Genomic DNA, 16,284 nt, shown 5'->3' with positions numbered 1-16,284 from the left:
TGAGTATTAGCTATTCTTAAAAGGAAGACTCCTAAACTTTAAAATAGGCTCATTTCATCTCCCCACTACGGTTGATAAAGAGCCAAAAATATCTGCAGCGGAAGTAGCCACTGCAGATAAATTCAGTCATTAAATTGATGTTTTTTATCCCTCACTATACTTGGTAAGCACCTTAAAGCGACACGTTTACTTTTCCTGAATGTCCTTCAGGAAATTTTTCCATCTGTCAAGGATCGGGGCCTCCAAGAATTCTGAAGCTAATTGATAAGAAGCTTGGTGGAAGGCTTCTAGGTCTTCTTGAAAAACATGAACAATCCGATCAGCCATAGTGGATATCAACTGAGCGTCACTCATTTTCTTGCTATAAGGGACCAAATAGCCATTTTGCCCATCCTTGATGAAGGTAGGGTTGCCATAACGCGCATCAAAGCCAACCATAGCTAGTCCTGCACCTATCGCCTCCATCAGCGTCAAGCCAAAAGTCTCCCATTGGGAAGTGGTCAGGTAGACATGATAGGTCGGATAGACTTCTTCCAGCTTTGCATACCCCCTCAGGTGGATATAGTCTTGGGCCCCCAATTCGTGAATGAGTGCCTGTAGCTGATCCTGTTGAGATCCTCTTCCGAAAATATCGAATTGTAGCCTAGGCTCTTTTTCGTGGGCCAATGCTACCGCACGAATGGCAAAATCCAAGCGTTTTCTTGGGTCTAGTCGAGAAGCTGAAATAATGCTGAAGTTTTTTCGCTCAACCAGTGGTTGGTTTAACTGATCTAGATGCCCGACAGGAATCACATAAATAGGAATCGGCGGAATCCCTTGTTTTCCTAGCGTTTCCGTTAAGATTTTCTTTTGAGCTTCTGTCGCTACGATAAAGAAATCAAAGCGCTGGGCATTTTTAAAGATATAATAGTACTCATAATTCAGAGATCCATCTTCAAACTCATGTTCTGAGTGAAAAACAAAACCTAGTTTTGCTGGTGCGTCTAATTCAAAAATTGGACGGACAAATTCTAATAAAGAGGCACGATCTAATAAGAGAATATCCTCTTTCTTGAAGGTAAGTTTTGCTAGGAATCGCCGCATCATTTCTGTCTGACTGGTGATGATTTCGCTCTCTAGACGGTATAACCATTGCCCCCCTTGCTTCAGGGTTTCAAATGCAAGGCTTCCATCTTGGTGATGGAAGATTCTTCGAACGACTTCTCCACTTACATAGTATTCGGTCGCTAACAGTCGGTCACCATACCATTCGCGCTTCATCAATTGACCATTAAACAAATAGTCCACAAATCGAACGCGTCCCCCTGCATGAGGGTCTAGCTTAAAAATCAATTGACTACTGTCAGCGAAGCGGTAAACCACCTCCCGGTCTGAAGCCTCAACTATATCCAGTCTGGTCAATTCAAAGGCCTGTTGGAGCGCTTCGACAGTGAGTCTGGGATGAGTAACTTTTTGATCGGTAAAAGTCAGATAAGCGGATAAGATTTCCTCGTCTCGGTGCCCCAGGGAAAGGAAGTAATCCAGATAATGAGGATCTGCCCAATTTGTAAAAACAAATTTTGCTGGTTGCCTGAGAGCACGAAGCATCCGGGCTCGTGACACCTGCGCTACATCCACCCCATTGGATTCATAACCCAAAAGTAAGTTAAAGGTATAAATTGTCATCTGCTGCCCCCACTCTTTTCTTTAAAGAACTGTTCAACCTCTCCCTTGGTTGTCAAATGCAAGCACACTTGTTGCTTTTCTAAAGCCAATGAAAAACCATGTGATTCCTGAAGGAGACTGCGTATCCCCTCTTTTAGTTCTTCTAACGAAGCATAAACCGTTGGGAGCTGTTTGTAGCTCTCCTGATGGACTCTATCTTCAAGTCCATAGAGCAAAAGACTCTGTTCTAGTGCATCAAAGGTTGCTCGGCGAACTTCGTTTTCATAGTTTAAGTCCAGATATAGGGAGGATTCGCTGAGAATCTGCTGGTATTCTTGAGGGGTGATACAAGGGTATAAATGGACATTGCTTTTTCCTTGTAAATTAGTCAATTTTGACCCCATAGCTGTTAAAGCTCCAATATGGAAGTCAAGTTCTGAAAATTCCTCGACTAGCTGATCCAGACCTTCAATATTTTCTGAATTTGTCATCACCATGGCCTGTGCCTTAAAGGAAACCTCAGGCTCAATTGCTGCACCAGTGAGATATAGGAACTCTTCTCTTCTCTCTTTTAGAGGAACATCGCCACTAATGATGATGCCTGCGACCTTGTCTTTAAAATCATCCAGTTGATCATGACTGGTCACACATAATAAAAGCCGCCCTGCTTCCATCGGATCCAACTGGGACACGAGATTGGGATCCATACAAATCACCAAGTCTTCATTCTTGAATGCCAGGTTTAAGGCTGATTGGAGGATGGTTTCTTGATTTAAAAAGAATTGGTCTCGTCCCTCTTTCTTTTGATAGAGAAGATGGCCTGACTTGACATAATGCACAAGGACTTCATCTTGCATTCGGTTGAAATAAGTCTCTAAGAGAGGACTTCCTGCTGCATCTACTTGTCCTTGTTTGTAGCGCCAACCATAGCGATTGTAGTAATCGATCATGGTAACAGTTTGACCCTGACCGAACCATTCAACCCGCTCTACTGTCCGTGCTTGGTAATCTTCTCGAAAAACAAGGTTGGCTCTCTTTTCTTTACCATCAAAAATATAGGTCTCAACTCCCGTTGTCCATAATTCCCAAAATGGTGGAACGGGTAGATCATTGAAAAATAGGGGTTCTCCCTCTTCATCTTCTTGCGAAGTATAAATAAGAGGGCTGATGAGGCTAAGACTATCTGTTTCAAGATCAGCCTCAAAATTGGTATATAGGACACGAGGTCTAAGGCCAACAGCCTGACAGATGGCGCGAAGGCGATCTAATTCCCTGCTGGCTTGATGGGTAATAATCAGCATATGTTTCCTTTCTGCTAGACACTAGCAGTCTACAGTTTTAATCTTCTAGTAATGTCAAATTGAAAGAGGCTCGTTGATAGGTTTCACTTTCATGAAGATTGGCTTCTTCTAATTTTTCAATCGCTCGTTTGAGATGGGTTTTATAGATATAACGATGCCAGGTCACGTCATAGTCTAACATGCCTAAAAGGGCTAGTTTTTCATTTTTAGCTTCCATTTCATCGAGAACGCGTTTTTCAGTCTAGACTTGTGAAAGGGTGTCTTTACGACCAACACGGTACCAATAAATACATTTCTCTGTGTGAATCACGCGGCTGGCTTTTAATAAAAGCTTATACATGAGGAAATTATCCTCCACATTCCTACCAATCGGAAAACGAAGACCCTCAAACAGTTCACGTTTGTACAGCTTCATCATAGCACAGACCCAGGCCATATCTTTGGTCTCCTGGATCGCATCCTGGTCGATAATCGCACGTCCTTCATACAGGGTCTCAGAATAGTCTTCTTCGGTCACCTTGATGAGATAGCTACTCTTACTCTCATCATAGAGGTTATAGGTACCAATCGAAATATCTGCATCATAGCTCTTGAGCTGTTGGTAAAGGGTTTCCACATAGTTCTCGGTCACCCAATCATCTGGATCGATAAAAGTGATGTAATCTCCCGTTGCAAGCTCAATCCCTGTATTTCGTGCGGCAGACAAGCCACCATTTTCCTGACGAATATAGCAAATTCGTGCATCCCGTCTAAAAAACTCTTTACAAATTTCTTCGGACTAGTCTGGTGTTCTACTATTGTTCAAAATAATCTCTAGATGTGGATAAGTATGGTTGTTCTCCGTCTCTAGGCATTGTCTGATGTAGATTTCCACATTGTATATGGGAATCACAATCGTTACGACTTCATTCTTTTCCACTATTTTTCTCACTTGTCTCTATACACTTACGAATAGCTTCCACCATTTCTTCTGCTCGGTCATCTGCAAAAACTTGATTGCCCCCATTATTCACATGATTGGTCCCTTCAAAAGAAAAGATTGGAAGATCTTGTTGAGAGAATTGTTCAGTAATCCGATCCACCTCTTCATAGAGATTGATATCTAGGTAGAAATCGATCTTTTCCAAAACCTTTCGACTTGTCAAAGGGTCAAAAGAAGGATAGAGGAACAGATTGGGATAGCGTTCTAATCGTACTAAGTCAAAACCAAAATAACTATGTGCTAGTATATGAAAGGCGACATCTGGCAGAGATCGAAGCAGGAACTCCAAGCCATGAATTTTTGCTGTATCGGTATAAATAGCCGTATGATAACGAAAATCTCCCACCAAATCTTCAAATTCCAGTTTTTCAAAAGGCTTTCTGAGCAAGATCTCTTCCCAAGACAGGGCGTAATAAAACCACCACATTTCCCGAAAACGATTGAAACGATGGGAAGTCCAAGGCTTGTTGTGGGAGGTGTAATGAATAACAGCTGGAATTCCTTTAAAAGCATCATACCAGGCCAAATCACCATAGTGATACTGGTCTTTATCTGATCCTACTTGGAGGTTATAAGTCCAAGGAAGTCGATACCAACGCTCTTTAAAATAGAGATTTAAAATCCCTTGATCTCCATAAACCTCATGATGGTGTTTTTCGGTTAACGCAACTAAGTTCTCCGTCACCTGGTTTTCCTGCCACCAGATGCGATCTATCAAGAGTAAGCCTGAATTGAATCCCTCAGTTGTGGTCGGCTTATCAACAACCGCCCCCAAACCATAGCCTTTTAAGTCCACCTCAAAAAGGGGAGACAAATCCTCTGTAAAAATCATATCACAGTCCAAATAGAGAACGCGGGCTTCCTCTACAATCTCTGGGATACAGTAACGAAAATAGGCTGCATAATGGATATGCGGACTAGGGAGCGAAAACTGTTGAAAACTCTCCGCAGACATGCGGCAGTTGAGAATCTCAGAATCAATGACCTGCAACCGGCGATTCATAATGGCAAACCACTCGGTTGGCAAATCTTCATTCAAGACATAAATCTTCCAGTATTTTTGATGAGCACATAAGGATTTAATGGCTACTTCCAACTTTTCCATATAAGAAAGATTTGCTGAAAATACAACCGCTTTTCTAGACATTCTTTTTCCATCTCCTACTTCCATTTATGAATAATCATTGAAGAACTGTTTCATTTTTACAAACGATTCTTTTCTTGGCCCAGGTTCGTTTCATAAATCACTTAAAAATTAAGTATTTCCAAATTTTATCTGCTCTATTATACCATACTTAAAAGACACTGCGACAGTAATTTTGTTTATCGCGCACTTCTTTAAAGCCCATTTCAACATTCAGAGATGAAAACATACAAGTACAGTTACAAAAAAGGGAAGAAATTGAACAGATTGTCAAATCTTTCCAATTTCTCCACCCCCACATTAAATTATCTTTTGACCATGGAATAAACATAGACGGAAAATTCTACTTCGATAGTCCTATTAAGGGAACTAGCCAGGATTTCGTTTTGAGACCATTGTATCACTTAATCAAAAGAAAGACAAAGCTAAATCCAATTGCACCGTAACTATGAGCCGAACTATGAACCGACTTCGTATTCAAATTATGAACCAATTTGAACGCAAATCTCATGAATATAAAGCACTGAAACGTTACTGGAAGCTCATTCAACAGGACAGTCGGAAAAACACTGATACACCCCATTTTTCGCATGCACTTGACTAACGAAGAAATTGTCAAAAAACTATAGGGCACCTCTAAAAATAAATACAAGAGGGCCGTCCCTAGGCCGATAAATCCAAACTGAATACAAATTCGAAGTGGACAATCATTAAAAGAAATCAGCCCTTGCATGGCGTAATCAAACGATTTTTTAAAACCAAACTTACTTTTACCTACTTCACGTACTTGGTTTTGATAGGTAACAACCTTTTCTCTGAAGCCAATCCACTCATACAATCCTTTGTTATAGCGATTATATTCAGGGAGAGCTAAAAAAATATTTACCGCCTTTCGACTCAGTAACCTTACACTGAAAACCAATGGACGGAAAGCCAGTAATATTGATGCTTCCATCAATCAATGGTTATCTCAAGTCCCTAGCCACTTCTTTAAGTCGATCACATTTGATTGCGGGAAAGAATTTTCTAATTAGAAATCTATTTCGAATGCACACGACATTGATATTTTCTTTGCGGATCCAGGGTGTCCTGGTCAACGAGGTCTCAATGAACATTCTAATGGCTTATTAAGACGAAATGGACTACCGAAACAAATGGATTTTACTACTATTTCTCAAAATTATTTATCAGCTATAGCTGATAAAAGAAATAGAATTCCTAGGAAGTCCTTGAATTATCAAACACTCTACCAAGTTTTTCTGAGTTAGATGAAAAGTCTAACTTAATTTGACAATTTAGGTTTTATAAAATAATCTGAAAAAGTAATGATTGCTTTTTGAGTAGTCGGATCCATCTCAACCGTCCCAACTACTGTATTCCCATTTAAAACTGGAAAATTCAGTTTCATAATCAAATCGATTTCCACAGGAAGAACCATAGCTAAAGTATCTCCTTTTTCCACAGAAGTCCTATCTGGAATACTGGTTTGATTGCTAGAGTCCCTAGTCTTACTTGTCACAACCTGGACATCTTTAGATAGTAGCGTTCCATTTTAGGTAATGGACGTCATGTTTACATAGTCAGTGATTTTCTTTTTCTCCTCTATGAATCAAAGAGCATTCAAGAAGTATAGGCTTAAATAAGCCGTTAAAAACCTGTCACCGTCACTCCCAAGAGACGAATCCCCTCTCTAGTATTCGTCAAATTCTCATAGAGAATCTGAGATTCTCTTTCTATCTTCTCAAACTGATTTGTTTTTTCTTCCAATGTAATCCGCTTCGTCAAAGTTGTAAAATCACTATAACGTACCTTTAAGACAATTGTTCTTCCTTTTTTATCTTTAGCAACTAGCAACTGACTTACCCTTTTCGCCAATAAGCTCAATTCTTTTTTGATGTCTGCCTCCTCGTAGAGAAGCTTTCCATAAGTTCGCTCCTTACCAATTGATTTACGAATTCGGTTTGGCTTAACAGGAGAATTACTAATTCCTCTAGCCTTTCGATAGAGGTCAAATCCAAAACGACCAAATCGATCAATCAAAGTCATCTCCGGAATTTCGAGCAGATCAGCTCCTGTAAACACGCCCATCTCATGCAGACGTTGGACTGTTTTTTTACCAACACCATGAAACTTAGCAATATCCATTGCCTTTAAAAACTCTTGAGCTTCATGAGGTAAAATAACCGTTAACCCCTGAGGTTTTTTAAAGTCACTGGCAATTTTAGCTAAAAATTTATTATAAGAAACCCCTGCTGATGCTGTTAAATGAAGCTCCATCCAGATATCATATTGAATCAATTTTGCCAACTTAACTGCCGACTTAATTCCTAACTTATTTTCGGTCACATCGAGATAAGCTTCATCAATTGACATAGGTTCTATCAAATCTGTGTATCGTTTAAAAATTTTTCGTACTTGTAACCCAACTTGCTGGTACTTTTCATAATTACCAGATATAAAAACTGCTTGAGGGCAACGCTCATAGGCTTCTTTTGAACTCATTGCGGAATGTACACCAAACTTTCTCGCCACATAATTACAAGTAGAAACGACCCCACGTCCCCCTGTCAATCTTGGATCGTGACCAATAATGACTGGCTTTCCTCTGAGGTTAGGATTGTCTCTTTCTTCAACAGCTGCAAAAAAAGCATCCATATCAATATGAATAATCTTTCTAGATTGATCATCAATTAAAGGAAATATGAGCATTTTTTCTCCTCTCACACCATTTGTCGCATTTTTGCACCTTTTCCTATTATACACTATTGTTTGATTTTTGGCTCGTTTTCATTTTTTCAATTCATTTTCAAAAATATAGTACACTTTATTAAATTTTCTTCATCTGTATTATAAAAGAAATGATAGAAAGTTGAATTTTTACTTGTTGAAACCGATTACCTTGTGATATACTATAAAGGAAGATGTAACAGATAACTTTTTGTTACTAGAAAAAGAGGAATAAAAATGGTAGTTAAAACTGTTGTTGAAGCTCAAGACATCTTTGACAAGGCTTGGGAAGGTTTTGAAGGGCTTGATTGGAAAGAAAGAGCAAGTGTCTCACGCTTTGTTCAAGCAAACTATACTCCATATGACGGAGATGAAAGTTTCCTTGCTGGTCCAACCGAACGCTCTCTTCACATCAAAAAAATTGTAGAAGAAACGAAAGCTCACTACGAAGAAACTCGTTTCCCAATGGATACACGTCCTACTTCTATCGCTGGTATTCCAGCTGGATTTATTGACAAAGATAACGAAGTCATCTACGGTATCCAAAACGATGAGCTCTTCAAACTAAACTTCATGCCAAAAGGTGGTATCCGTATGGCTGAAACTACTTTGAAGGAAAACGGATATGAACCAGACCCAGCTGTTCACGAAATCTTCACCAAATACGTAACAACCGTTAACGACGGTATCTTCCGTGCTTACACTTCAAACATTCGTCGTGCACGTCACGCTCACACAGTTACTGGACTTCCAGATGCTTACTCACGTGGACGTATCATCGGTGTGTACGCACGTCTTGCCCTTTACGGTGCAGACTACTTGATGGCTGAAAAAGTTGCTGACTGGAACGCTATCGAAGAAATTGATGAAGAAACAATCCGTCTCCGTGAAGAAGTTAATCTCCAATACCAAGCACTTGCTGAAGTTGTTAAACTTGGTGACTTATACGGTGTTGACGTTCGTAAACCAGCGATGAACGTGAAAGAAGCGATCCAATGGGTGAATATTGCCTTCATGGCAGTCTGTCGTGTCATCAACGGTGCTGCAACCTCTCTTGGACGTGTGCCAATCGTTTTGGACATCTTTGCAGAACGTGACTTGGCTCGTGGTACCTTTACTGAATCAGAAATCCAAGAATTCGTTGATGATTTCGTTATGAAATTGCGTACAGTAAAATTTGCTCGTACAAAAGCTTACGACCAATTGTACTCAGGTGATCCAACCTTCATCACAACTTCTATGGCTGGTATGGGTAACGACGGTCGTCACCGTGTTACTAAGATGGACTACCGTTTCTTGAACACTTTGGACAACATCGGTAACTCACCAGAACCAAACTTGACTGTCCTTTGGACTGATAAATTGCCATACAACTTCCGTCGCTACTGTATGCACATGAGTCACAAACACTCTTCTATCCAATACGAAGGTGTAACGACAATGGCCAAAGACGGATATGGTGAAATGAGCTGTATCTCATGCTGTGTGTCACCACTTGACCCAGAAAATGAAGAACAACGCCACAACATCCAGTACTTCGGTGCGCGTGTAAACGTCTTGAAAGCCCTTCTTACTGGTTTGAACGGTGGTTACGACGATGTTCATAAAGACTACAAAGTATTTGACATCGAACCAATCCGTGACGAAGTCCTTGACTTTGACACTGTTAAAGCTAACTTTGAAAAATCACTTGACTGGTTGACAGACACTTATGTAGATGCTCTCAACATCATCCACTACATGACTGACAAGTACAACTACGAAGCGGTTCAAATGGCCTTCTTGCCAACTAAACAACGTGCCAACATGGGATTCGGTATCTGTGGATTTGCTAACACAGTTGATACCTTGTCAGCGATCAAATACGCTACTGTTAAACCAATCCGTGACGAAAATGGTTATATCTACGATTACGAAACAATTGGTGAATACCCACGTTGGGGTGAAGATGACCCACGTTCTAACGAATTGGCAGAATGGTTGATCGAAGCTTATACAACTCGTCTTCGTAGCCATAAACTTTACAAGAACGCTGAAGCAACTGTTTCACTTTTGACCATTACTTCTAACGTTGCTTACTCTAAACAAACTGGTAACTCTCCAGTCCACAAAGGGGTATATCTCAACGAAGATGGTTCTGTGAACTTGTCTAAATTGGAATTCTTCTCACCAGGTGCTAACCCATCTAACAAAGCTAAAGGTGGATGGTTACAAAACTTGAACTCACTTGCTAGCCTTGACTTTGGTTACGCAGCCGACGGTATCTCCCTCACTACTCAAGTTTCACCTCGTGCTCTTGGTAAAACTCGTGACGAACAAGTGGACAACCTCGTAACTATCCTCGACGGATACTTTGAAAACGGTGGACAACACGTCAACTTGAACGTTATGGATCTACAAGATGTTTATGAAAAGATTATGTCAGGTGAAGATGTTATCGTACGTATCTCTGGATACTGTGTCAACACAAAATACCTCACTCCAGAACAAAAAACAGAACTCACTCAACGTGTCTTCCACGAAGTACTTTCAATGGATGATGCTTTGAACTAATAAGATAAATCAAACCAAAACCAGTCTTCGTGACTGGTTTTTTTGCTCACTGTCAAGCGGAGTGGGGATATAGCTCTTAATGACTACGTATAAAATGATTAAAGTAGCAGTATAAGTTAAAAGAAGCGGAAAGATAATTTCCCTTGGTAAGTCAAGTAGTGGCTACAAGAATGAATTTTCTACTTCATTTTGGGACAATTTTTCTGGATTTTCCTAAGAAATTCTGCAAGGCTTTTGAAAAAAAATAAATAAGGAAAAAGAGGAATTAAGGATTGACAAGTGTTCCCTTTTGGAGTATAGTAGAGCTAGAAAATCGGTAGGTGAGGCTACCATAGGGATACGGATGACTACCGCAAAGCAGTGGAGACACTACTCGCTGGTCAACAGTTCTGATCGTGAAGGTCACAACTAAGCTCATTTCATTGCCCTATGAAGCTAAAACTTGAACGATACGACAAGACTTTGTCCTGCCATGATTTTCGTGGTGGGATTTTTTTCTTGTAATTGAAACTGTAAAGGAGGACCGAGCATGCAAATTGATGATCATACAGAACCCGACCCAAACCAGCTGATCGCTGATTTGCCTGTTCTGGGACCAGGGCTGTAAATCGTGATTGGCTCCAAAGAAAAAAGGAGAAACCAATGAAAACAGCAAAAGAAAGATTAACCCATGCTTTGAGTGCTTCTAAGGAAGACTTGTTTCAAAGCTACTATTCCAGCCTTCGTGGCCTCACCGAAGAGCAAGTAGAGCTGAACCGCGAACACTACGGTGAAAATGAACTAACTAAGGGAGATCAAGATTCTCTTTTGAAGAAAATCTATGAATCCATCATCAATCCCTTTACTGTCATCCTTCTTGTCATTGCCTTTGTGTCCTTGGTGACCAATGTCTGGCTAGCTAAGCCAGGAGAAGCAGATCCAACGACCTTTATCATTATCCTAGTGTTGGTCCTCCTATCAGGAGGGATTCGCTTTGTGCAAGAACTTCGAAGTGACAAGGCAGCCAGCAACCTCTCTCGTTTGATTGTCAATACCGCAACAGTCCTTCGAGATGGCGAGGAGAAAGAACTTCCTATCAATGAGCTTGTCGTAGGAGACATTATTGAACTGAGCGCTGGAGACATGCTGCCAGCGGATGTGGTCTTGCTCGATAGTCGGGATTTCTTTGTACAGCAGTCTGGCTTGACTGGCGAGAGCGATGCAGTTGAAAAAAGTGCCCTTGGAAAAGCAAATGGGGCGAGCCAAGCCAATCTCTTGGAGAGTGAGCAGTTAGCCTTTATGGGAACCAATGTTATCTCGGGCCGCGCTACCGCTTTGGTTCTAGTTGTTGGAGATGATACCATGATGGGAGCGATCGAGCAAACCCTCAACACCTATGACGAAGCAACTTCCTTTGAAAAAGAAATGAATTCCATTTCTTGGCTCTTGATTCGTCTCATGCTGGTCATGGTTCCTGTGGTTTTTGTCATCAATGGTTTGACAGACAGCGACTGGCTGGAGGCAGGTGTCTTTGCCTTGAGCGTGGGGGTTGGGCTGACACCAGAAATGCTCCCTATGATTATCACGGCGAGTTTGGCCAAGGGTTCCATCATCATGGCCAAGGAAAAAGTCGTCATCAAAAAGTTAAATGCCATCCAGGACCTGGGAGCTATTGACGTGCTCTGTACGGACAAAACGGGTACGTTGACCCAGGATGAGATTGTCCTAGAATATCCTTTGGATATTTATGGTGATCTGGATTTGACCGTTTTACGAAGAGCTTATCTCAATTCTTACTTCCAAACGGGACTAAAGAACCTCATGGACAGGGCCATTATCCAACGGACAGAAAAAGAAGCTCAAAAGCATGAAATCGTCCGCAATCTGGATCAAACCTTTAAAAAAATCGATGAGTTGCCTTTTGATTTTGAACGACGCCGCATGTCTGTCATTGTCAAAGACGACCAAGAAGTTGTGAGCATGGTGACCAAGGGAGCTATTGAAGAGATGCTAGCCATCTCCCACTATGTAGAATACAAGGGCCGAATCCAAGAATTAACGGAAAACCTTCGTCAAGAAGTCCTTGCCGAAGTAGCCGCACTCAATGAACAAGGGTTGCGGGTACTGGGGGTTTCCTATAAAACCAATCTGGATCCAGACTATAACTTTACCATTGCTGATGAGAGTGATATGATTCTAACGGGGTATTTGGCCTTCCTGGATCCTCCAAAACCATCTGCAAAACCGGCTATTCAAAAATTAGCCGAATATGGTGTCGGCGCCAAGATCCTAACAGGTGATAATGAAAAAGTGACCCAAGCGGTTTGTGAAAAGGTTGGTTTGGATGTGGCTCATATTTTACTGGGGCATGAGATTGATGCTATGAGCGATGCGGTTCTAAAGGAAGCTGTCGAAGAGACAACCGTCTTTGCCAAACTTTCTCCTGATCAAAAGGCCCGCATCATCCTCCAGCTCAAAGAAAATGGCCACAAGGTTGGCTATATGGGGGATGGGATCAACGATGCTCCGTCCATGAAAGTAGCGGATGTCGGAATTTCTGTGGACACTGCTGTGGATATTGCCAAGGAAACAGCGGACGTAATCTTGCTGGACAAGGATCTGATGGTGCTTGAAAAGGGTTTGGTAGAAGGTCGGAAGGTTTATGCCAATATGACCAAGTACATCAAGATGACGGTGAGTTCCAACTTTGGGAACATCTTTTCACTCTTGTTTGCCAGTGTCTTCTTGCCATTTCTACCGATGGCACCCGTTCATTTGATTGTTCTCAATCTGGTCTATGACTTGTCTTGTATCGCTCTGCCTTTTGATAATGTGGACCGTGAATTTCTCAAACAGCCACGGACTTGGTCAGCTAGTTCCATTACCCGCTTTATGGCCTGGATTGGTCCTATCTCCTCTATCTTTGACATCCTGACCTATTTGCTTCTTTACTTGATTGTGGTTCCGATGATTACAGGGGGATCTTATGTAGCGGGAACAGCGGAGAGTGCCACCTTTGTCATGCTCTTTCAAACGGGCTGGTTTATCGAATCCATGTGGTCTCAAACCATGGTTATTTATATGCTACGTTCCCCAAAACTTCCATTTGTTCAAAGTCGTCCAGCACTTTCAGTGATTCTGACAACCTTGGCGGCCGCCTTCTTTGTAACCCTCCTGCCTTATAGCCCTTTAGCAGGAATCTTAAAAGTCAGTCAGCTTAATAGCCTCTACTTTGTCCTCTTATTGGGCATTATCCTTCTCTACATGGCTAGTGTCACCTTGGTTAAACACTTCTATATCAAACGTTACCAAGAATGGTTGTAACAGCTGAGTAAGAAAAAACACAATGAAGCAATTAACTGAACAGAAGAAAATAGTAAGATTGTCTGTCCATCTATATAACACGATGCTATATTTCTCAAACTGACTCACTCTTCATTTTATCGAATAACTTTTCTTATATACATTAAAGCTCCTATTACATAAACACTAAATCAAGCAGAACAGCCCTCTTTATCTTTAATACTAAAATGAGGCTGGGACAAAAGTCCTAGCCTTTTTCTTGTTTTTGGATTGTCGAGCAAGACGCAGTGGTTGAGTGGCCTCTACTACGCTGATTTCATCAGCTTTTACAGCCCTACTCAACTGTGCGGAGGTGGGACGACGAAATCGAATTCTAACGAATTACCGATTTCTGTCCCACTCTCATTTATATAGAGAGATGTTTTTGTGCCGTTTTTAAATCAGCAATATTTTTCAACGAAGAATCATCTAAAAGATAAACCTGATGACTAATTTCAAAAACTTCTGAAAGATTATGGGACGTAAATAATACTATCTTATGCTGAGCAATTTCCTTTAATAGCTGATATGCTATAAACCGTTTTTGCTCATCCAAACCATCTAGCAGTTCATCTAGGATGATAATTTCACTATCTACAGCTAAAAGATAGATAAAAGCAAATAATTCCTTCATGCCCAGAGAATAGTTACTAATTTTTTTATCAAAAAAATCTTGCTTCCCAAACTTATCCGATATATTTTGAACTGCTGTCTTTTGTCCTTCATTTAATAAATCAAAATAATCATTAGCCGTCAAATGCTTATCGAATATATCTAAGTTTGGGATATAAGCTAACTTTCCACTGGAAATAGTACCATCATTAAATTGAATTTCTCTATTTAGTAAGCTAAACAAGGTACTTTTTCCTACACCATTTGCTCCAATGATTCCATATATCCCAGGATTTTTTAGCTCAAAATTCAAATTTTGAAACGTCTTGCTGGTTAGATCTTGGATGACTAGCTCTACCATTTCTTCACATCCTTCCTATAATAGAATTTTTTATAGAAGTAATAAGAAATACTAAAAAATAGAACACTCAAACTGAGTAAATAGGCGATTCCAATCCAAAAAGAATGAGTAGGTAGAATCGAAACATCATGAATCAGTTGACCATAACTCAAATACTCAAATACAACAAAGGGTTTCCATGTTTGAAACCACTCTTCCTGTGATAAGGTAAAAAATCCTGTTAGACAAACTATGATGAGTCCAATCACGACTAAACTCTTTTTAAACATGAGCGCCAACAGTTGGCCTAGGCTCGCAAGGAAAATCAAAGATAAGAAAAAGAGCACAAGAGTCCTTAGAACAATGGACCATATAGGAAAAATGGAGCCATTATCCAGTAAGTACGGATAGTTCCAAGTTCCAAAACCATCCACTCCTCCCTTCATAAAATATAGAAAAACAAAAGCAAGCAGCGTAAACAAAAAAGTTACTAGAACAGGCACAAGTAACTTAAATAATAGATTTTTAAATCTTCTACCGCCTATCAACTGATAAAAACGAATTTGGCTACTTTCAATATCAACACTAAGAAAATCGGCTACTAGGACTGTAAAAAGCACAAACATGGTCGTTGATGAAAGCCAAGCCGTCATAGAACTACCTAGAGAAAAGGCAGCCTCTGTCGTATCATTTATCATCAAACTCCCTCTTCCTCCAACAGTTTTTACAGCCTGATAGTAGGTCATATTTTTCTGCAATTCTTCATACTCTGCAGATGATTGATCCATGTTTTCTAGCTGTAATTTCTGTAATTGATACTGTAAATCTGCAAACTCAGAGACCTTGTTTGTCGTCAAGGCTACTACTTGCTTAGATAGGATTTCCTCTTCCTTTTTTGCTTGTTCCAATTGACTATTCAACTCCCTATCTTGAGAGGACTGTTCAACTTCCATTTCCAATACTTTAACCGTTTGTTGCTGTTGTTGCAAATTCATCTGTGTCGTGGCCAATATCCTATCTGATGAACTTTCCTGAAATAGTGTTTGATTTAAGATAAATAAAGCAACAAAGAGCAATAACAAAATTAGCAAGCAAATTTTATTTTTAGGATTTTTGAAAAATCTTTTAACTTCAAAATAAAACATATTCATTTTATCACCTCATAAATTGAAAACATAGAAACTGAAACTTGCGGTCTCTATGAGTTTGTCACACTAGTATGTGGTATAATGATAGGTGTATAAGAAACCTGGATTGATTCCGTAATCCTTACGGATAGTTGACACGGAATAACGGAATCTTCTATTGTATCTCAAAGTCCGATATGTATAGGTTGTACGTGTGCTACCGCCCATTACCAAGTGAACCTCATAACGTGTGTTAACAACATTTGCTACATGAGCAGCAGACACAATATTCTTAGCACCAATTCCAAACAGAGTAACCGCAATAGCTAGTAAAAGTATTTTTTTTCATTTTATGAAACATTAAATAAAATACTCCTATATTTTAATTTATGTTCGAACAACTCTATTTTATCAAAAAAATATTTTTTTGTAAATGCTTTCAGGTTATAACGGGATAGTTTTTTGGCAAAAAAACAAACTATATAGTTTATCAATAGCAAAATAATACGATTTTATTAGACAGTTCATATAAT

General features: G+C 40.1%; 9 protein-coding genes, 5 pseudogenes and 1 riboswitch. Of the genes and pseudogenes, 4 read left to right on the top strand and 10 right to left on the bottom strand.

The genetic code is table 11. The features are described from left to right. Positions 1-186: 186 nt before the first annotated feature. The 5 genes and pseudogenes from STRDD10_RS03675 to STRDD10_RS03660 form a co-directional block, all read right to left on the bottom strand. Entirely contained in the window at positions 187-1,665 is a 1,479-nt protein-coding gene (locus tag STRDD10_RS03675) for a glycosyltransferase (protein WP_067193220.1), read from the bottom strand. Next, entirely contained in the window at positions 1,662-2,945 is a 1,284-nt protein-coding gene (locus STRDD10_RS03670; RefSeq protein ID WP_067193218.1) for a glycosyltransferase family protein, read from the bottom strand. Before STRDD10_RS03670 ends, STRDD10_RS03675 begins: the two co-directional genes overlap by 4 nt. Positions 2,946-2,982: 37 nt before the next feature. Then, positions 2,983-3,162: a hypothetical protein gene (locus tag STRDD10_RS11475; RefSeq protein ID WP_231853366.1), complete on the bottom strand. Its 180-nt coding sequence runs from the start codon at positions 3,160-3,162 to the stop codon at positions 2,983-2,985. Positions 3,163-3,186: 24 nt separating this feature from the next. After that, positions 3,187-3,837: pseudogene (locus tag STRDD10_RS11470) on the bottom strand (glycosyltransferase family 2 protein). 13 nt (positions 3,838-3,850) lie between these two features. Next, positions 3,851-5,074: a glycosyltransferase gene (locus tag STRDD10_RS03660; RefSeq protein WP_067193216.1), complete on the bottom strand. Its 1,224-nt coding sequence runs from the start codon at positions 5,072-5,074 to the stop codon at positions 3,851-3,853. A gap of 445 nt (positions 5,075-5,519) precedes the next feature. On the opposite strand from STRDD10_RS03660, the pseudogene STRDD10_RS10790 reads away from it, so the two are divergent. After that, positions 5,520-5,697 (top strand): annotated as a pseudogene (locus STRDD10_RS10790) (ISL3 family transposase); the annotation flags it as partial. Positions 5,698-5,708: 11 nt separating this feature from the next. Here the strand turns inward: STRDD10_RS10790 and STRDD10_RS10425 are convergent. Further along, a pseudogene (locus STRDD10_RS10425) lies at positions 5,709-5,978 on the bottom strand (glycosyltransferase); the annotation flags it as partial. Between STRDD10_RS10425 and STRDD10_RS11465 the strand changes: the two are divergent. After that, positions 5,977-6,339 (top strand): annotated as a pseudogene (locus tag STRDD10_RS11465) (IS30 family transposase); the annotation flags it as partial. The pseudogenes STRDD10_RS10425 and STRDD10_RS11465 overlap by 2 nt on opposite strands. 14 nt (positions 6,340-6,353) lie before the next feature. On the opposite strand, the gene STRDD10_RS10780 reads toward STRDD10_RS11465, so the two are convergent. Both STRDD10_RS10780 and dinB read right to left on the bottom strand, forming a co-directional pair. Beyond that, the gene (locus tag STRDD10_RS10780; RefSeq protein WP_156468581.1) at positions 6,354-6,590 is read right to left on the bottom strand and encodes an Ig-like domain-containing protein; all 237 of its coding nucleotides are present in this window, start codon (positions 6,588-6,590) and stop codon (positions 6,354-6,356) included. A 128-nt stretch (positions 6,591-6,718) separates the two neighbouring features. Beyond that, a complete protein-coding gene (gene dinB / locus STRDD10_RS03650) occupies positions 6,719-7,780 on the bottom strand; it encodes a DNA polymerase IV (protein WP_067193212.1) in 1,062 nt (353 codons plus the stop codon). Between the two features lie 255 nt (positions 7,781-8,035). Here dinB and pflB point away from each other — a divergent pair, with 255 nt between their 5' ends. Beyond that, complete coding sequence (gene pflB / locus STRDD10_RS03645) at positions 8,036-10,351, top strand: formate C-acetyltransferase (RefSeq protein WP_067193210.1); 2,316 nt, start codon at positions 8,036-8,038, stop codon at positions 10,349-10,351. A 305-nt stretch (positions 10,352-10,656) separates the two neighbouring features. After that, positions 10,657-10,814, top strand: a riboswitch (M-box (ykoK) riboswitch). Positions 10,815-10,981: 167 nt separating this feature from the next. Beyond that, positions 10,982-13,654 (top strand): annotated as a pseudogene (gene mgtA / locus STRDD10_RS03640) (magnesium-translocating P-type ATPase); the annotation flags it as partial. Positions 13,655-14,039: 385 nt separating this feature from the next. Here the strand turns inward: mgtA and STRDD10_RS03635 are convergent. Both STRDD10_RS03635 and STRDD10_RS03630 read right to left on the bottom strand, forming a co-directional pair. Further along, positions 14,040-14,645, bottom strand: coding sequence for an ATP-binding cassette domain-containing protein (locus tag STRDD10_RS03635; protein ID WP_067193206.1), 606 nt, complete (start codon positions 14,643-14,645; stop codon positions 14,040-14,042). Further along, a complete protein-coding gene (locus tag STRDD10_RS03630) occupies positions 14,639-15,775 on the bottom strand; it encodes an ABC-2 family transporter permease (RefSeq protein WP_067193204.1) in 1,137 nt (378 codons plus the stop codon). Before STRDD10_RS03630 ends, STRDD10_RS03635 begins: the two co-directional genes overlap by 7 nt. Between the last annotated feature and the right edge of the window lie 509 nt (positions 15,776-16,284).

The organism is Streptococcus sp. DD10 (genome assembly GCF_001578805.1).
Classification (GTDB): Bacteria; Bacillota; Bacilli; order Lactobacillales; family Streptococcaceae; genus Streptococcus.
The sequence above is the reverse complement of the archived record's forward strand: the minus strand, read 5'-3'. Positions and strand labels throughout refer to the sequence as shown.